Below are 17687 nucleotides of genomic sequence, written 5' to 3'. Positions count from 1 at the left end.
TGTGAGAGTATCAGCTTACAATGACTGGATTGACAAAACTATTTCCAATTTTGAAAATTAATGTAAATCGTATGAGGTTGAAAAACTAGGAGGTCGATAATGTATTGCCCAAAGTGTAAAAGCTCAACGTTGAAACCTACGAAAATTGACGAAAGCCTTCCTGCAATGAGCTGTCCTAAATGCGACGGTTCTTTCTTGTCGTTATTGTACTATCGCGATTGGATTGAAAGAAACCCATTAGATTTCACCTTACAAGAGTTTAATTCTGATGTCATCGAAGATACCGATACAAAAACCGCTTTGTGCTGTCCAAAGTGTAGCCGATTGATGCCTAAATATTTTGTTTCTGGTGAAGTGAATAATCGAATCGACTTGTGCAGCAGTTGTGATGAAGCTTGGCTCGATAGTGGTGAATGGCAGTTATTAAAGTCACTGGAATTAGCGCACAAGTTACCGAAAGTATTTACTGAGCAATGGCAGCGTAAAGTTCGCTCCGATAAAATAGAATCAATGAAAATTGAGCGTTTAAGAAAAGTCATTGGTAATGATGATACGGCTAAAGCGATAAATATCAAACAGTGGCTTAGCGAGCATCCACAAAAGGCAACAATACTGCAGTTTATTGGTGCGGAGTAACGTTAGCTGTTGTATTTAAAAAAGGATGTGTAAAAATTTACTTTTGGGAATAGATGTTCACCAAGTTTAATTAAGTTTGTGTCAATGATTTTATTCTGAGTGAGCGGTCGAAACGGTCGAGTAAATCGACTGTACTCGCGTTTGTGACCAAAGTTTTTGCACCAGTGCATCAACATCGTTTAAGTTTCCTTGTTGTAACCACTGGACAACTTCCGCTGCCGTATTTGGAAACTGCCATCGCTTATCGGCGGTATTTTTTAACCAGTTGTCGAGAATGTCGTGATTAAAGTCGTCGCATACGGTTGCCAGATTGAGCTGTTCCAAAGCCAACGCATTCGAAGCCTGTTCCATTTGGCCGAATACCGGTTGTACCAGTAATTTTTTACCTAATTGAATGGCTTCGCTGGGCAATTCGAATCCAGCACCACAAATGACACCCGATGTACGATGTAAGTTGCGCTGAAACCCCTCTCGTGAAAAAGGTCGAACGTGGATGTGACCTTCGTCAATCGGTTCGTTTATACCGTGATAAATATAAAACTGATGGTTGTTAAAAGGGCGAAACAGTTCCAAAAGCTTTTTCAGCGATTGGAAAGGAAAATAAACCAGAATATGTTTTTCTTTTAACTCAACGGTTTCTAAATTTTCAGTATCAATAATGGGAGGCAGAATGGTTTGATTAAAGTGATGCCAATGAATACCTATCGGTTGACTGACTGGCGCAAACCACTTCATAACTTTATCTGAAATCCAGTTGTTGTTTTTTTTCGGAATGTCATAAATAAAAGAGCACTGATGTGATAATCCTAGCGACTCTTTTTGTTGACGTCTTGCGGCCCATGCCGTAATCGGTTCAAAATCGCTGATGACCAAATCGTAAAAGGACAGATCCAGCGCATTGATATCTTTCCACAATTGTCGGAATCGTAATTGCCAGCCAGTTTTTAAAAAATTGATGCGACCTTTTTCGATAGCAAAGGTAAGGCCACGAAAAGTACGGTAATTTTCGAAACATTCCATATCGAAATAATCGTTATTGATTCGGCCAGAAAAAATCCAGTCCACATCGATATTGGCGTTTTTTAATTCTTTGGCCATGATCCGAGCGCGTGTAATATGACCATTACCTGTGCCTTGCACGCCGTAAAGCAATTTCATTGTTGTATTTTCCAAAAGTTAAAAAACAAGGTAGGTTAATTGAATACCTATTAGCGCACTAACGCTGCCTAATATCGCTCCTGCAAGAATGTCTCCGGGAAAGTGAACACCCAGTAAAATTCGAGACATGCCTACCAAAGATGCCCAGATATATAAGGCTAGTGCATAAGGCGGATAAAAGTGAAATATTATCGTCGCAAAAACAAACGCGGCGGCAGTATGACCAGACGGAAAGCTGAATTGATCCGATGGTGTGATTAAAGCTTCAAAACCATCGAGTTTTTGTTGCGGGCGATCGCGTTTGATTGCATTTTTTACTAACAAATAAACGAATACATCGATGGCGTAGCCGATTATTGCTGCAGTAAAAAATAACTGACCAAGTTTTGGTTCGGTTAGCAGAATGCTTAATAAGGCAACCGCGTATAAAGGACCGTCGCCAGTGCGTGAAATATTTCGAATGAGCTTTCGATAATGGCACCCTTGCTTTAAATTGATCCAGAGGAAAGCTTGAGTATCGATAGTGTGGATTCTTTCGAAAAATGTATTCATAATTTGCACTTTACTCTCAGTTATCACTGAATGAGTCGTCACAAATAACTTTGTGCTAAGGGCGTGTCATTTAGGTGACAGCTTTTTGAATAATTCATGACAAGCGCTATCGACAAGAGCCACTTTTGGGGGAAAGTATGTCAAAGCCAGGTAAAACCGGTGTTGCACGTATTTACGATGCCTTTTTTTATTCCATGAAAGGATTTAAAGCTGCCTGGCGATTTGAGGCTGCGTTTCGTCAGGAAGTTTTATTGGCAGCCATTTTGATCCCGACGTCGTTTTGGTTAGCGCAAACGCATATTGAATTGATATTACTGATTGCCAGTGTTTTTTGGGTGCTGATGGCCGAACTTGCCAACTCTGCATTAGAAGCGGTTGTGGATCGCACCGGAACGGAACGCCATGTGTTATCCGGTAGAGCAAAGGATATTGGCTCTGCTTTGGTGTTCACCAGTTTGTTGTTGTTATCCATTGTTTGGGTGGTTGTGGCTTACCAGCGATTTTGGGGGTAAGACAGTTTCGAGTACCGAGTTTCGAGTTAAAACCACCAGGTATTACTTGATGGGGCAAAACGAAAATTTAAGATTTCTTCGCAACTCGCAACTCGCAACTCGCAACTCGCAACTCGCAACTCGCAACTCGCAACTCGCAACTCGCAACTAAAAAATCTCATTTATTGCTAAACTCACCGAGCGTCCAGCCGATAACTTAATATGGAGCACCAGATGGATGAACCAATTGTCTTATGGTTAACTCCAAAAGTAACGGTATTTCAATAAGTTAGAGGTTTTTATGCAAATTGATGGTCTTTCAGCGGCATTGGGTGGATTCCAAAATGCGGTGAATCGTGCTGGGCAAGCAGCCCATGAGATTGCATCTGCCAGTGCGCACAAGGAAGGCACGCAGGATTTGGTGGAACCTTTGGTGGAGTTAAAAGTGGCAGAGCGCGATGCAGAGGCCAATGCTAAGTCTATCGAAGCGCAAAATCGGATCTTGGGCAGTATCATCGATATTGAGGTTTAACCCGGTTGTGCCTTTTATAAGGCATTGATTTTATGGTAATTAATTCCGCACCGGTCGCGATTCCGGTTTCTTCTGTTAATGTACCCACCGAATCGGTGCGTAATGACGCTCGTCTGCAAGAAAGAGTTCCCGAAGCCAAAGCATCGACCGAAACGGTCAATTTGAAACCTGTTCCGGAAGAAGGTCAGCAATCACAGCGTACCGAAAGTCAGCGCACCGAGTCTTCGAATGAACAAAAGCAACAAGTCAACGAAAAGTCGGAAGGTGAGAGTGGACGGGAACGTAGCGAAGAAGATGCTTCGCGAGAGGAGAAAGAACAACAAGCCGAAAAAAGACAGCAGCAGCGTGAACAAGCAGAAACTCAAAAGTTAAGAGTAAGAGACCGCGAAGTACGGGCTCATGAAGCGGCACATGCTGCGGTGGGTGGTCAATACGCCGGCGCACCCAGCTTTACGTTCAAACGAGGTCCCGATGGCCGAAGTTATGCGGTTGGAGGAGAAGTGCCGATTAACACTTCTGAAATTCCTGGTGATGCATTAGCGACTTTGCAAAAGATGCAACAAGTGCAAAGAGCCGCGCTAGCACCGGCGGATCCTTCAGGTCAGGATCGCCAGGTGGCGGCGCAAGCGGCAGCTAAGGCTAACCAGGCGCGAGCCGAGCTGCTTCAACAGCAAAGCGCCGAACCTGCAGAAAAAGCTCAACCTGAGCCTGAAGTTGATGATGAACAATCGACATCAACCCAACAAGAGTCACCACAACAACGATTTGTGTCTAAATTGCGCGCTTTGGGCGTTGTTGATGCGCCAGAGCAAGGTGAGTATTTAAGCGTTGTCGCCTGACGCTAAGGCTCATAACGACTGTTTTTAACCTCGGTTAGGTGTTCACCAACCGATCATGTAAGATATCCCATCTCAATCAGACTGAGTCTGCCAAGTAAGGTTTGTACTTACAGTTCGATATTTTAATTACGCCGAATTAACGATAGGAGAGGGGACATTTTGAAACTCTGGAAAATTTTGGTATTGACCGCTTTATTATCGGCTTGCCAGCAAAATGAAGAAAAGTCATCCGTTGCAGATGCCGGTGAATCTAAAGCGTTGAGCGAGCAGGCGTTGCCTGAAGGGATCACGCACATTGAAACGGTCACTCAAAAAGATGACGATATTGTCATCCCGTACCAGAAGTATCAACTGGATAATGGCTTGATCGTAATCGTGCATGAAGACCATTCCGATCCACTGGTGCATGTGGACGTGACCTATCATGTAGGTTCAGCACGTGAAGAGCCAGGCAAGTCGGGTTTTGCCCACTTTTTCGAGCATATGATGTTCCAGGGGTCTGAACATGTTGCTGATGAAGAGCACTTTAAAATTGTTTCTGAATCGGGTGGTACTTTAAATGGTACGACAAATGCTGATCGTACCAACTACTTTCAAACCGTACCGGTAAACCAGCTGGAAAAAATGCTGTGGCTCGAAGCCGATCGTATGGGTTTTTTGCTTAATGCCGTTACTCAGGAAAAGTTCGAAGTACAGCGTGAAACGGTGAAAAACGAACGTGGCCAGCGCTACGACAATCGGCCCTATGGCTTGTTGCGCGAACGTGTCGCCGAAGCTTTATACCCTGCGGGTCATCCCTACTCTTGGCAAACAATCGGTTATATCGAAGATTTGAACCGTGTTAACGTGAATGATTTGAAGAAATTCTTTTTACGTTGGTACGGCCCTAATAATGCGACCATTACCATTGGTGGGTCGGTTGATACCCTTTCAGTGCTTAAGATGGTAAAAAAATACTTTGGCTCCATCCCTCGTGGCCCCGAAGTGGACATGCCGGTAAAAGCACCGGTCACGCTTGATTCGGATCGCTACATTTCGATGGAGGACAATGTACATTTACCCTTGATTTATTTTGCCTTTCCTACCGTTCATGGACGTCACGCAGACGAAGCACCATTGGATTTGTTAGCCGAAATTTTGGGCGGTGGAAAAACATCGATTTTTTATAAGAACTTGGTGAAAAACCAATTTGCTGTTCAAGCGGGTGTATCGCATCCATGCCAGGAGCTTGCTTGTCAGTTCACTATGTTTGCATTGCCAAATCCGGCTTCGGGTAAAACATTGTCTGATCTGGAAACCATCATGCGCGCCGCATTTGAAGAGTTTGAACAACGTGGTGTCACCGATGACGATTTAATTAAAGCCAAGGCTCAACACGAATCGCGCACCATTTTTGGTTTGCAATCGGTATCGGGTAAAGTCAGTCAGTTAGCTGCGTACCAAACGTTTACTGGCAACCCCAATTACATCGCCAAAGATATCGAGCGTTACAACTCGGTAACCAAAGCGGATGTCATGCGCGTTTACAACCAATACCTAAAAAACAAACCGGCTGTTGTGATGAGTATTGTTCCTAACGGTAAACTTGAGCAGGTGGCGAAAAAAGATAATTTCCGTCAACCGCCACGTGACTTTGTGGCGACCAGTACCACGAAAGCTTCCGAACTTGATGTACGAATTGCCAAAGATGACTTCGATCGCAGTGTTCAACCGAAGGCAGGAGCGAATCCACTGGTATCCGTTCCTGAGTTCTGGCAAGCGCAGACGGCTAATAAAATGACGGTTTTAGGCAGTCAAAGTTTGGAAACGCCTACGACTTCAATTTTGATCAAAATTCCTGGTGGCCATTACCAAACCGAAAAAAATAAAGCCGGATTAGCAGCGATTACGGCCGACCTTTTGAATGAGTCGACGCAACAACGCTCGACGGAAGAGATGAGCTTAGCTTTGCAAAAGTTGGGCAGTTCGGTGAGCATCAATGCAGCCGACAGAAGCATTAATGTGTATGTCAGTTCATTAACCAAAAACTTGAAGCCGACTATGGCCTTAGTGGCCGAGAAGTTGGTACAGCCGGCTTTTGATGAAAATGACTTTAAGCGGCTGCAAGCGCAAATCATTCAGTCGATTCAAAATAGTAAAAAACAGGCCGATAGTTTGGCACTTCAAGCATGGTTGCAATTGCTTTATGGTGACACGATTGCAGGAATCGACAATCAAGGACGTGTTTCATCGGTTTCCGCGTTAACGTTAGAGGATGTTAAGCGGTTTTATCAGCAGTTCGTCAAGCCGGAGTCTGCACAGGTTATTGTGGTCAGCAACCTGCCGCAAAAAGAAGTGATGCCGGTATTTGGCACACTGGATAAATGGCAGGGTAAGTCGGTGGCGGCACAAGCGACATTTAAACCTGCTGAATTCGATCCTAAGGTCATTTACATGGTCAACAAAGATAAGGCGGCACAGTCGGTGATTCGTATCGGTAAGCGGCAATTGCCACGCGACTTTACTGGAGAGTTTTTCAAAGCGGAGCTGATGAACTTTGCCCTGGGTGGCGCTTTTAACAGCAGGATTAATCTTAATTTACGCGAAGACAAAGGTTATACCTACGGTGCTCATTCCTACTTCTGGGGTGATGAGTTCATGGGTGGGTATACCGCAACGGCTAGTGTGCGTGCCGATGTGACGGATAAATCTTTTCTTGAATTTGAAAAAGAAATTAAAGCCTATCATGAACAAGGAATGACTGAAGACGAGCTGAGTTTTATGCGTAATGCGATAGGGCAACAAGATGCGCTTAAGTACGAAACACCACGCGATAAGCTTGGTTTTATGGCAAATGTTCTGGAGTATGAGTTGACAACAGGTTTTGTTGAGCAGCAATCCAAAATCATAAAGTCGGTATCTCGTGATGAACTGAACGCTTTGGCGAAAAAACTGCTAACGTTTGATGCTATGGCCAAACTGGTGGTTGGTGATATGGCAACATTGAAACCGCAGTTCGAAGCACTTGGGTATAAAGTCGAAGAAATTAAATTACCGGAGTAATTTAAAATCAATTGAGTCAGTACTAGCGATGGCATCCTTGATGAGTGTGCCGTCGCTTTTACTTTTTTCCATTTGCTCATGCAATTCAAAACAAAATCTCGTATAGTGCAGCAAATTCTAAAAAAGAGACAAATTCATTGCGTTCTGGGCAAGTACGGCCGTTTTTAAAATGGGCCGGAGGTAAATATCGTTTAATTGATCGAATTACTGAGCATTTACCTGCTGGTAAACGGTTAATTGAACCTTTTCTAGGCTCCGGAGCTGTATTTTTAAATACCGATTACGATCGCTATTTGTTAGCGGATATCAACCCTGATCTTATTCATCTATACCAAACCTTGAAGCAGCAAGGTCATGATTTCATTGATTACTCTGCATCTTACTTTCATCAGAAATTTAACAATGAAAAAGCTTATTATCGGTTACGTGAAGAATTCAATGCTTCGTCATTAAATGAAAAAAAGGCCGCACTTTTTTTGTATTTGAATCGCCACGGTTACAACGGTTTATGCCGCTATAATCTAAAAGGCCGCTTCAATGTTCCTTTTGGCAGGTATAAAGCCCCTTATTTTCCAAGAGCCGAGTTAATACACTTCTGGCAAAAGGCACAAAGAGCGGATTTTGTATGTCAGGATTTCGAGACGGTTATGAAGCGAGCTCGACGTGATCACGTGGTCTATTGTGACCCTCCTTATGTGCCGATTTCTCCTACTGCCTATTTTACCAGTTACGCGAAAACGGGGTTCAGCTTGCACGACCAAGAGCGCTTGGCGTTTCAAGCAAGAAAGCTTTCGAATCGAAATGTTACGGTGGTTATTTCCAATCATGAAAACGAAATCACCCGCGCCATGTACCAACCCGCTGATATTGTCAGCTTTCCGGTGCGTCGTTTTATCAGTTGCAATGGCGGTCAACGTGGCCATGCTGATGAGTTATTGGCGATTTACCGGCCTATCTGAGCGAATTTCTAAAAGCCAAGTCTCTTTCAATTACGACATCTCAAGAATGAACCCTTTCCGCATGGGTATGGAAATATTACCAAGATGAGATTTGCATGATTTGAGTTGATTAATCTGTTGTAAATTTCTATTTCCGCTCTGAAGCCCTTTTATCATGCGACTTTGCTCGATTTTTGCGAATCGCGCTTCGTACAGTTGTAAGCTTTCTCAAGGCAAATATTGACCCTTTCTTATACAAATTTACCGTTTAATTCGCGGGCAGAATATATCGAATGGTATATAATGAAATGGTTCACAATTATAACAAATTGTGTTCAATCACGCTCCATAAGGCCGATCCGTGTCTTATAATGAAATTCAATCGATGAACATCTTCTCAACTGGAGATGAGCTTAAGTTAGGAGAACTTACAAGTGAAAGTCGTAGCAACGCACCGACTCGCTGAAGCAAAAGAGAAGTTTCCCGCTTCAAAAACAGCACTGGATGGCTGGTATCGGATCATGAATTATACTGATTTCCCATCGGATATTGCGTTACGCCGTACTTTTTCTGAACTCAGAAATTCGGGCAATGAGTATTGGTTTCTTGTACCGGGTACCACCCTGTTATTAAAGGCAATGATCAACTTTACGGCTCAGGTCGCCATGGTAAAAGATGTGCGCCCTGGGGTGATGTAACTGATAGAGCAGAGGGATACGTGTTATGAATGAACAATTGCAGCAAGCCATTAATCATTGGGACGCAGTAGCCCCCTTGATCCAACGGCCTGACACTGAGCGTGATTACGAAGCCCTGGTGAACCATCTGGAAGAAGCCATGTCGCTGAGTGGGCACGATGTGAACAGTCCGTTGAATGGCCTAATTGAGAGCATGGCGCATGCGGCTCAGCAGTACGAGGAGAAGTTCCTCGTCAATGAAGTGGGCAGTGGCATAACCGCACTTAAATACCTGATGAAAGTCCATAAGATCAAGCAGTCCGATCTTAAGGAAGTGGGCAGTCAAGGCGTCGTGTCAGAAATACTTAACGGCAAGCGCTCGCTCACCGTCCGTCATATTCGAGCGTTATCAAAGCGTTTTGCTATCAGTCCTAACGCTTTTATCGAACCCTGAAAGTTGGATGAATAAAACGTTGCGAGTTATGAACGGCAAGTAATCAGTCGGAGTTTTTAGACTTTACTTGACGGAACGAAATGGAGCTTTCATCATTTCTCGCAACTCGCAACTCGCAACTCGCAACTCGCAACTCGCAACTCGCAACTCGCAACTCGCAACTCGCAACTCGCAACTCGCAACTCGCAACTCGCAACTCGCAACTCGCAACTCGCAACTCGTACACTAAGACAATGTTTTCAATACATAGCTTCCTGGCGCATCTTCTATCGGATTGAGTTTTCCTTTTTCAGGATCTCGTGCAGTGACGGGTGTATTGCTTTGGGCTCGCAGCCATTGTGCCCAGTGTGGCCACCAGGAACCAGAGTGTTGTTCGGCATGTTGGAGCCAGGTATCGGCGTCTTCAGAAAGGGTATCATTGATGAAGTAACTGTATTTGCCACTTTGTGCCGGGTTAATAACGCCCGCGACATGTCCGGAACCTGCCAAAACAAAGGTGGTTTGTCCGGACATTTTGAGTGCGCCTAGGTAGGTGCTTTTCCATAATGCAATGTGATCTTTTTCTGCCGAAAGGAAATAACAGGGGACATGTATTTGTGAAAGATCGATAGCGATACCATTGAGCTCGATACCACCTGGATCTTTTAGGCGGTTTTCGAGATACATGTTATTCAAATAAAATGAATGCATTGCTGCTGGTAAGTTGGTTGCGTCAGAATTCCAGTACAGCAAGTCAAATGCAGGCGGTTCTTTACCTAGCAAATAGTTGTTAACATGATAGGACCAGTAGAGGTCATTTTCTCGCAACAAATTATACGCAAGCGCCAGTGCTCTGCCATCCAGAATACCTTCGGTTGCCATTTGTTCATCGAGAATATCCAATTGTTCTTTCGATAAGAAGCAACCTAATTCGCCCGGAATGGAAAAGTCGAGCAACGTTGTAAAAAAAGTGGCTGAATTAATGCGCTCGTCTTTTGTCGCTGAAAGATACGCTAGGGTTGCGCCGAGCAAAGTTCCACCGAGACAATAACCCATGGTGTTCACGCTTTTTACACCTGTTTGTTTTTCAATGGCATCGAGCGCTTCGATGATGCCTTGAGTCATATAGTCGGCGAAGCTTTTATCCTTTAATGAAGCATCGGGATTAACCCAAGAAATCATAAATACGGTTTGCTCTTGTTCCACTAACCATCGCACTAATGAGTTTTCTGGCTTTAGATCGAGAATGTAGTATTTGTTGATCCAAGGTGGGACTATCAAAAGGGGAGTTTCATTCACTTTTTCGGTAGTGGGGGAATACTGAATCAGTTGCATCATTTCGTTTTGATACACAACTTTACCGGGGGTAGTCGCTAAGTTTTCACCAGGTTTGAATGCGTTGAGATCGGTCATTCTGACATTGTGTAATCCCTGGCCGCGCTCATAGTCTTCCAAATAATGTTTCATACCTTGCAGTAAATTCATACCACCGGTTTTCTGAGTTTCAGCCAGCGCTACCGGGTTAGACATTAAAAAGTTGCTGGGCGAAATAGCGGATAACCATTGGCGAACGTAAAACAAGATGCGTTGCTTTTTATCTTCATCACCTAATGGCAAGTCTGTAAAAAGTGCCATAGTGGTATCACAGAAAGCCAAATACAGAGTCTTTAACTCGGCAAAGCCCGGTTGTTGCCAAGCATCATCTTTAAAGCGCCGATCTTTAGCTTCGTTTGGTAATGGTAAGCCGTTACTTAAGTATTGAGTCAGTTGTTCCTGATACGCCTGAAGCAGCTGAGGGTGTTGCGAGAGTTGTGTGAAAGCTTCGGTGAGTTCCTGCGCCATTATTGCCTGACGCTGATAGTCAAACCACATGCGTTGTGCATTTTTCTGAATCAATTCTGCGGTTGTCATCATTTGCTGACTGAGTTGGTTGAGCATGTCAAAAAAGTCAGCTTTTGAGTTTTCCGATCCCATTTTTACTCTCCATCAGTTACTGGCTGAATTGTTGGTCTGGCTACTCATCACTCTGCGTCTCGCCTTTCTGTTTTGGTGTGCGATGCTGATTAATGAAAGTAATGATTTATTATGTTGCGATGCGAAAATGTCATTTTTACGTCATTTTGATGAGAAATAATAGTCTTGTTTACAAATATTCGCTTAGTGAGATTGTTTGGACGAGTTTTGAAATAAAAAGCAGGGAGTTAAAGGCTGTTTTTAAAGCATTACTTTAATTTCATAAATTGTTCATAAAATAATCTCATTTTGATTATTGCGCTGCACAAAATTATTGTCTATGCTGTGGTGCAGCAAGTCAAAGAACCTTCACTATTACTCGCCATTAAAGGGAGAGAACAACATGTTTGCACAAGTATTTAGCAATGCAGCGGAGCAAAGCAAAGCCTTTTTTGAGCCTGCTCTGGAGTTTAATCGTATCGCTTTAAGTCAAGTTCAAAAGCTGGGTCAAAAGCAATTGGAAATGGCCACTGAGTACACGAAAATGGGGCTGTCCCAGTTGGATAAAGCGGCAAAAATTCAAAACTTTGATGATATGAAATCGCTTGCTGAAGAGCAGCTTAAGGTATCTGGTGAGATTTCTCGTAAGTTGATCGAAGACTCCAGTGCTTTGCTAACAATGGGTCAACAAATGTCCGATGAGTGGAAGCAGTTTGTTGAATCCAAAGTGGATACTTTGGTTGCAAAGCCACAAGTGAACAAAGCTTCTGCTAAGAAATAAGACGTCGATAAAGACCTTCAAAAAAACGCCAGCAAGATCGCTGGCGTTTTTGTTTTATCCCTTTCGTAAAATAGGAATGGTACCGCTTGGATTCCAGGGAAGAGTGGTTTGTGTCACAATAGCCAGACTGGTCCAACCAATTTAAGCAATATCATGCTACCCATCACGATTACAACTCAGGACGATGCTCAACTCAGCGCAACGTTGTTTAAGCCAAAGCGCAGTAACGGGACCTGTGTACAGATCAATTCGGCTATGGCTGTTGCTCAAACCTTTTATCATAAATTTGCGCGTTTTCTTTCAGAGCAGGGGTTCACCGTTCTCACTTACGATTACCGAGGCATTGGTTCGAGCCGGAGCCAACAATGGCAATCGGTTACGCTTCAGCAGTGGGGGCGGTTTGATTATGCAGCGGTAACTGACTGGTTTGTTAATCAGTTTCCTAACCGTCAACTGGTGGCTATCGGACACTCTTTGGGGGGACAAATTCAAGGGTTGGCTGAGAATAACGATGAAATTTCTGCAACTTTGAATGTGGCTTCTGGCGTGGGTTACTGGAAGCATTTTGACAAGCGTCATCAACCTAAAATGTTACTGGCTTGGTATTTGTTAGTGCCCCTGTTAAACCGTTCACTCGGTTACGTTCCGGGGCGCTTTCTCGGTGGAAGCATGGACATTCCAGGAGGAGTGGCTGACGAATGGCGGCGTTGGTGTACTTATACGGACTACTTTTGTGATGAGCAGCGCCAACCGCTACCGGCACACTTTGGTAAACAAAGAAAAATGCGATTTTTGGCCTTCGAAGACGACCGAAGTTTAGCGCCACTTACGGCTATTAAAGCTTTGCAAAGACATTATCATAACGCTCAAATTGAAACTCAATTGTATCGACCGATAGACTTTGGTGTTAAGCAACTGGGGCACTTTGGTTTTTTCTCGTCAAAAGCACCACAACAGTTATGGTCCGATGCAAGTGAGTGGTTACTTGCCGCAAATTAATTTAAGTCTTAGGTATTGAGAGGGTGTTTTAATAGTATTTAACGTCCTGCTTGGTAGTCGGCAATTGCTCCGTTAACCACCCACATGATGACTAAAATGAACAGGATCACCATCACTATTCCCAGCGCAATGTATTCGATGGCATTGCCCTGCTCGAAATCTTGCTTGCGCTTGGCATCACTTTGTACGCCAAACATGGCGGCAATAACGCTTTGCAATACAGAAAAAAAACCTGGTTTTTTGGGCGGTATTTCAGAGTTATTAGACATACAATGACGAACTTAGTGGCGTAGAAAGCCCGCAGTATAGGTCAGAGAAAACGAATAAAACAATGAAAGATCAGTGGCTTTTAATGGAAAAGCTCAATAATGTCTTGAAAATGAAGTGTACCCAATTTGTGCTTTACCAGTTTTTCGAACCAGGAAGGTTGTTTTTTGGGGTCTTTATCGTCTTTCTTAACTTCTGTTTCGGAATGTTTAACAACTTGCAGTTCGGTAAGGCACTTTTTCGGATCTTGAGGATGTTCAAACTCTTGTTTGGTGGCGTCAATGGAGGAGTCTGCCAAAGTAGCGCAAGAAAACATAAACGCTGCAACTAACATTAATGGCTTTTTCATGGTTGCCTCCTCTACTGCATCAATCCAAATAACAATTTGCTATTGTAACGAATTATTGGTTAAAAATCGAGCCTTTAAGGCGCCTTTCGCAATGCTTGAAAACCTTGGCTAACGCCTTGATTTTTATAATTTTCGATTAAATGCAAAACCAATTCCAACGCTTGCTGGTGGTTTAACCTGGGATCCACCAATGAGTGATAGGCGCGGGCCAAATCTTTTTCTCGAATACCGCATTGACCACCAATGCATTCTGTTACCGCTTCGCCCGTTAATTCAAGGTGGACGCCACCCAAGACGCTATTCAGGTTTTGGTGAATTTGGGCTGCGAGCATGAGCTCCTGAATGACATGGTCAAAATAACGCGTTTTTACGCCTTGAGCAGTGGTAACGGTATTGCCGTGCATCGGATCGCAACACCAGGTTACGGCAGCTCCTGACTGTTGCACGGACTGGATTAAAGTAGGCAATAGGCGCTGTATTTGTTGATGTCCGAATCGGGTGATCAAAGTAATACGTCCAGGCTGGTTCATCGGATTGAGTTTTTCACAGATGGAGAGTAACCAGTCGGATGACATTCTTGGCCCTACTTTTATGGCGACCGGGTTTTCAATACCGCGTAAATATTCAATGTGTCCAGAATCTGGTTTGGCGGTACGCATGCCAACCCAGGGCATGTGGGTTGATAAGTTAAACCAGCGATCCTTAACTTGACGTGTTAGGGCTTGTTCGTAATGCAGGTGTAACGCTTCGTGGCAAGTATAGAAGTTTTGCTGCGACAACCAATGATCGGGTGCCAGATGACGTACCAGCGAAAAAGCACGCTGCACTTCCTCCAGCTGACGTTCCATAGTCTCGCTCACTGAGCCTTGTATGAGGTTATCAGCCTTCCAAAATTCAGGTGCACATAAATCGGCATAAGACTGTTGACTAATGGTCCGAATATAATTGAGTGTCAGAGAAGCAAGACTGTAGCCTTTGAGTAGTCTAGCTGGGTCAGGGATGCGTTTATCAGCGTGAAATTCGACATCGTTGATTAAATCACCACGATAGCAAGGCAGGCTTTCACCATGAATGGTTTCGGTGTGTGCTGAGCGTGGTTTGGCGTATTGGCCCGCCATACGACCAACACGAACTATCGGGCGTCCTAAGCCGTAAGTCAGAAGCAGACCCATTTGCAACAGCAGTTGAAACTTTCGTTGAATGGATGCCGGGTTGCAATCCATAAAAGACTCTGCGCAGTCGCCACCTTGCAGTAAAAAAACGTCGCCGTCTGCTGCTCGTGCAGTTAGCGCTCTAAGCTGCAAAACTTCTTCTGAACTGACCAGCGGTGGCAATTGACTCAGTTCGTCGATTGCCGATTTTAAGGCGCCTTTGTCAGGGTAGTCTGCTTGTTGTTCAAGAGGCTTTTGTTGCCAGGAAGTGGGTGTCCACATACTACTTTTCCGGGACTATAGATTGTTCCAATCTTACTCTTTGCTGGCGATTATGCCAATGTCATAATCGCAGTTTCGAGTGAAAGCCGTTCAAATCACAGTATCGGCGAAAAAAAAATTCATTATTTCCTCACAATTCGCTGTTCAACTTCGATAGAAAGCACTGATGTCTTCAACTTCAACAATGGCAGCTAATTGTTGCAGTTTTTGTTCGAAGTCGCGTGCCCGATTAGGTGAGTTGCTGCGAATGAGTTTTAGGTCTTCGCTAAACTCCTCCAACTTAATATAGGGGGGGGGCAAAAAAATCGCACGTAAAATACGGAAATCCGGGCTTTTGCGTGTTTTAAGAATAAAGCGAGCAATTTCTCGCGTGTCTTTCATCGAAGATTCAGCAATAATTTCGATTGGCTCTTCCTCGCTTGAGCCGTTCGGAAACCGAGCAAACAAACGGGTTGTTTGTAACTTGGTCAGCTGACCTCGCCGATTAATATGAGACTTGATCATTTCACCAAACAAGAGCTCTAGGTTAAGCGGGTGAAAATCGAAACGATGAAGCTCGTGAAGATGAAATCGCCACAAGACCGGGTTGGCATTTTCCGTAGCGGCGACACTGTCGACTGCGTAGCGTCCGCCTGGAAAACGATTGATAAAAAGTGGAATACCAGGTAAATAAGCGCTCACCAGGTTTTCCAGCTTTTCCGCCATCAAGGTATATTCCAAGTCTTCAACGCATTGTTTTAACTTGTCTTCGTTAGACTTGATTAGCCGCGCAAAAAAAGTGGCGCCATCGTGATTTTTTACTGCAAAGTCGCGTTTTAAACTAATGGCTTTTTGATGTGGGTGCCACTGAGTGACGCGATAAGAAAGCTGGCTTAAGTTAGCGGTTTTTTTGGCTAATTTTTGCAAATCCGGTAACGTGATTTTGACGATAGTATTCACTTCAAGTGCCGTAGGAATAAAGTCAGCATTTTGCAATTGAATGCGTAACCCGGAAGGTGAAAAATCAATTGTTTTACCGGAAAATTTTTGTCGCCCCAGAACAATATTCGCTGTCGTTGAATACAGGTAGCGACTTTCTTTGCGCTCGTTTCGATAACCCAGTTGCCAAACGCGTAGGTTGTCAGTATCCAGTTGATAGTCGTCGAAAGTTTTCACTTGGAGGCTTTGCCCAGTAAGCATGCTGTCCGGATTGGATTTTTCTTCGATGATGGATAGGTAGGCAATATGTGTAATACGCTTCCAATTGTTACCCAGAGTTTCGTACCGCATGGGATCGGCATCATTTAAAGGTTGCAGAATTGTAAGAGCGGAATCCAAGTCTTGGGTGTTGACCGGTTGTAAAGTGATCAATAATCGGGCGACTAGATGGCATTGGGCTCCAACACGTAAAAACTCATCAAATTGATCCTGTTCCATTAAGTGTTCGCGAAGTGCGCAATAAATTCGGTGGCGTGTCTCACCTTTGACTAAAAAAGTTTCAAGCAACAGAGAGTGGTGATGATCATCATTTGGAATAAAGCGATCTAATGAGGCCGAAATGGATGCAATTAAGGAGTGTTTCATTTGACCTTGTTCACCAGGACGCATTGCGCTGTATATGCACTGAGGTTTATCGGAAGAAAGGTCGAGCAAGTTAATTGTGATTGGGGCTGCGAGAGTGTAAATGCGCTCAAAGGCTTTGGCGTAAAGCGCTAACAAATCATCTTCCAAATCGATTTTGTAGCGTCTGCGATGCGATTGTATAAATTCGCCGATAAAACGATTAAAGCTTTCTTGCTCGGATGCGTCACTTCGCGCCAGACGTAACAACACTCGGCCGTGATGATCTTTCTCTTGGGCAATGAGTCGATAATCGATTTTGCCAAAACTTTTTTGCTGTTGCTCTTCCAGCGTATCGAACCGAATCTGGATCGGTGTATTCGCGGCCAGCTTTTCAATGTTTGCCATTAAACTGACTTTAATACCGGTGATCGAAATATCGCTGGTTTTACCGGTCACCTCATGATTGTTCGGTAAAAAGACATGAACGGATGAAGCAAAGTTGAGGCGGTTTTCTTTTCGTTGTGTGCGATAGCCGAATGGAATTAATTGAATATCATGCGATTCATTTTCCATTGACACTGGCTTTTCGGCCTCAACTACGGTTTCTTCTTCCTCTGCGCCAGCAAACAGAGGATCTTTCGGAACGTGGCTGGCCCGTTGCTGCTCTCGTTTTTTCTTTTCAGCGAGTCTTAGTTGGTTTTCTCGCTCATGCTGTGCTTTAAAGGTATGATCGGCAGCTTGTACTTTTTCAAAAACACCCACCGTGTACTTACCATCGTATTTTGCCGCTTCGATTTCAAAAATATCGATGCACTTTTGATCCATATAATGATCCAACCCTTGAAACTTATAGAGACGACAGGCATCAGCAACTTTTCCTCGCATATCAATGGTAAGATGGCAAGGCATCGATAAACGTCTGTGTTCCATTCGTTCCAGAAAACGTGCGGTATCGGAGCCGGATTGAACATCTTCTTCTACCAGTTGCTTGCCGGAGCGACCAACGGATTTATAATGCGAGACAACGACTTTCTTTTTATCGGACAAGTGACGACCTTTTTTCGC

Annotated in this window: 17 protein-coding genes; 10 read left to right on the top strand and 7 right to left on the bottom strand. The window is 44.0% G+C overall.

All coding sequences use genetic code 11. The annotated features are described in order from the left end of the window. Window positions 1-99: 99 nt before the first annotated feature. The gene (locus tag ACTUJY_RS15170; protein ID WP_463616959.1) at window positions 100-636 is read left to right on the top strand and encodes a zf-TFIIB domain-containing protein; all 537 of its coding nucleotides are present in this window, start codon (window positions 100-102) and stop codon (window positions 634-636) included. Between the two features lie 90 nt (window positions 637-726). On the opposite strand, the gene ACTUJY_RS15165 is transcribed toward ACTUJY_RS15170, so the two are convergent. Continuing rightward, window positions 727-1794, bottom strand: a complete 1068-nt coding sequence (locus tag ACTUJY_RS15165; protein ID WP_463616958.1) for an MJ1255/VC2487 family glycosyltransferase — start codon at window positions 1792-1794, stop codon at window positions 727-729. 18 nt (window positions 1795-1812) lie between these two features. Continuing rightward, the gene (locus tag ACTUJY_RS15160) at window positions 1813-2346 is read right to left on the bottom strand and encodes a phosphatase PAP2 family protein (RefSeq protein ID WP_463616957.1); all 534 of its coding nucleotides are present in this window, start codon (window positions 2344-2346) and stop codon (window positions 1813-1815) included. Between the two features lie 137 nt (window positions 2347-2483). Here ACTUJY_RS15160 and ACTUJY_RS15155 point away from each other — a divergent pair, with 137 nt between their 5' ends. From ACTUJY_RS15155 to ACTUJY_RS15125, 7 genes are all read left to right on the top strand, one after another. Further along, window positions 2484-2858 carry a diacylglycerol kinase gene (locus tag ACTUJY_RS15155; protein WP_463616956.1) on the top strand — a complete coding sequence of 125 codons (375 nt, stop codon included), beginning with the start codon at window positions 2484-2486 and terminating at the stop codon, window positions 2856-2858. A 280-nt stretch (window positions 2859-3138) separates the two neighbouring features. Then, window positions 3139-3369 carry a hypothetical protein gene (locus tag ACTUJY_RS15150; protein WP_463616955.1) on the top strand — a complete coding sequence of 77 codons (231 nt, stop codon included), beginning with the start codon at window positions 3139-3141 and terminating at the stop codon, window positions 3367-3369. Window positions 3370-3401: 32 nt separating this feature from the next. Further along, window positions 3402-4208 carry a putative metalloprotease CJM1_0395 family protein gene (locus ACTUJY_RS15145; protein WP_463616954.1) on the top strand — a complete coding sequence of 269 codons (807 nt, stop codon included), beginning with the start codon at window positions 3402-3404 and terminating at the stop codon, window positions 4206-4208. A gap of 159 nt (window positions 4209-4367) precedes the next feature. Then, the gene (locus ACTUJY_RS15140) at window positions 4368-7250 is read left to right on the top strand and encodes a M16 family metallopeptidase (RefSeq protein WP_463616953.1); all 2883 of its coding nucleotides are present in this window, start codon (window positions 4368-4370) and stop codon (window positions 7248-7250) included. Window positions 7251-7387: 137 nt separating this feature from the next. Beyond that, window positions 7388-8209 (top strand): Dam family site-specific DNA-(adenine-N6)-methyltransferase, encoded by an 822-nt coding sequence (locus tag ACTUJY_RS15135; RefSeq protein ID WP_463616952.1) that lies wholly within the window; start codon window positions 7388-7390, stop codon window positions 8207-8209. A 413-nt stretch (window positions 8210-8622) separates the two neighbouring features. Then, window positions 8623-8886, top strand: coding sequence for a hypothetical protein (locus ACTUJY_RS15130; RefSeq protein WP_463616951.1), 264 nt, complete (start codon window positions 8623-8625; stop codon window positions 8884-8886). Between the two features lie 25 nt (window positions 8887-8911). After that, a complete protein-coding gene (locus tag ACTUJY_RS15125) occupies window positions 8912-9319 on the top strand; it encodes a helix-turn-helix domain-containing protein (protein WP_463616950.1) in 408 nt (135 codons plus the stop codon). Between the two features lie 225 nt (window positions 9320-9544). Here ACTUJY_RS15125 and ACTUJY_RS15120 read toward each other — a convergent pair whose 3' ends face one another. Further along, window positions 9545-11272 (bottom strand): PHA/PHB synthase family protein, encoded by a 1728-nt coding sequence (locus ACTUJY_RS15120; protein ID WP_463616949.1) that lies wholly within the window; start codon window positions 11270-11272, stop codon window positions 9545-9547. Between the two features lie 382 nt (window positions 11273-11654). Between ACTUJY_RS15120 and ACTUJY_RS15115 the strand changes: the two genes are divergently transcribed. Together ACTUJY_RS15115 and ACTUJY_RS15110 are read left to right on the top strand one after the other, a co-directional pair. Further along, window positions 11655-12032, top strand: a complete 378-nt coding sequence (locus tag ACTUJY_RS15115) for a phasin family protein (protein ID WP_463616948.1) — start codon at window positions 11655-11657, stop codon at window positions 12030-12032. Between the two features lie 153 nt (window positions 12033-12185). Further along, window positions 12186-13031 (top strand): alpha/beta hydrolase family protein, encoded by an 846-nt coding sequence (locus ACTUJY_RS15110; RefSeq protein ID WP_463616947.1) that lies wholly within the window; start codon window positions 12186-12188, stop codon window positions 13029-13031. Window positions 13032-13069: 38 nt separating this feature from the next. Here ACTUJY_RS15110 and ACTUJY_RS15105 read toward each other — a convergent pair whose 3' ends face one another. The 4 genes from ACTUJY_RS15105 to ACTUJY_RS15090 form a co-directional block, all read right to left on the bottom strand. After that, complete coding sequence (locus ACTUJY_RS15105; RefSeq protein WP_463616946.1) at window positions 13070-13300, bottom strand: DUF2970 domain-containing protein; 231 nt, start codon at window positions 13298-13300, stop codon at window positions 13070-13072. Window positions 13301-13380: 80 nt separating this feature from the next. Then, a complete protein-coding gene (locus tag ACTUJY_RS15100) occupies window positions 13381-13647 on the bottom strand; it encodes a hypothetical protein (protein WP_463616945.1) in 267 nt (88 codons plus the stop codon). Between the two features lie 74 nt (window positions 13648-13721). Further along, window positions 13722-15080, bottom strand: coding sequence for a 3-deoxy-7-phosphoheptulonate synthase class II (locus ACTUJY_RS15095; RefSeq protein ID WP_463616944.1), 1359 nt, complete (start codon window positions 15078-15080; stop codon window positions 13722-13724). A gap of 144 nt (window positions 15081-15224) precedes the next feature. Continuing rightward, a complete protein-coding gene (locus ACTUJY_RS15090; RefSeq protein WP_463616943.1) occupies window positions 15225-17669 on the bottom strand; it encodes a PilZ domain-containing protein in 2445 nt (814 codons plus the stop codon). Window positions 17670-17687 lie beyond the last annotated feature (18 nt).

The sequence above is a fragment of the Pleionea sp. WD8-19 genome, assembly GCF_055326765.1.
Note: the sequence above shows the minus strand (reverse complement) of the source record. Positions and strands in the feature narration are given on the sequence as shown.

Excerpts from the sequence above, each read along its gene's own strand:
- ACTUJY_RS15110 (WP_463616947.1), top strand. The coding sequence starts at position 12,186 with ATGCTACCCATCACGATTACAACTCAGGACGATGCTCAACTCAGCGCA.
- ACTUJY_RS15115 (WP_463616948.1), top strand. The coding sequence starts at position 11,655 with ATGTTTGCACAAGTATTTAGCAATGCAGCGGAGCAAAGCAAAGCCTTT.
- ACTUJY_RS15120 (WP_463616949.1), bottom strand. The coding sequence starts at position 11,272 with ATGGGATCGGAAAACTCAAAAGCTGACTTTTTTGACATGCTCAACCAA.
- ACTUJY_RS15095 (WP_463616944.1), bottom strand. The coding sequence starts at position 15,080 with ATGTGGACACCCACTTCCTGGCAACAAAAGCCTCTTGAACAACAAGCA.
- ACTUJY_RS15145 (WP_463616954.1), top strand. The coding sequence starts at position 3,402 with ATGGTAATTAATTCCGCACCGGTCGCGATTCCGGTTTCTTCTGTTAAT.
- ACTUJY_RS15160 (WP_463616957.1), bottom strand. The coding sequence starts at position 2,346 with ATGAATACATTTTTCGAAAGAATCCACACTATCGATACTCAAGCTTTC.
- ACTUJY_RS15155 (WP_463616956.1), top strand. The coding sequence starts at position 2,484 with ATGTCAAAGCCAGGTAAAACCGGTGTTGCACGTATTTACGATGCCTTT.
- ACTUJY_RS15125 (WP_463616950.1), top strand. The coding sequence starts at position 8,912 with ATGAATGAACAATTGCAGCAAGCCATTAATCATTGGGACGCAGTAGCC.
- ACTUJY_RS15105 (WP_463616946.1), bottom strand. The coding sequence starts at position 13,300 with ATGTCTAATAACTCTGAAATACCGCCCAAAAAACCAGGTTTTTTTTCT.
- ACTUJY_RS15100 (WP_463616945.1), bottom strand. The coding sequence starts at position 13,647 with ATGAAAAAGCCATTAATGTTAGTTGCAGCGTTTATGTTTTCTTGCGCT.
- ACTUJY_RS15165 (WP_463616958.1), bottom strand. The coding sequence starts at position 1,794 with ATGAAATTGCTTTACGGCGTGCAAGGCACAGGTAATGGTCATATTACA.
- ACTUJY_RS15150 (WP_463616955.1), top strand. The coding sequence starts at position 3,139 with ATGCAAATTGATGGTCTTTCAGCGGCATTGGGTGGATTCCAAAATGCG.
- ACTUJY_RS15170 (WP_463616959.1), top strand. The coding sequence starts at position 100 with ATGTATTGCCCAAAGTGTAAAAGCTCAACGTTGAAACCTACGAAAATT.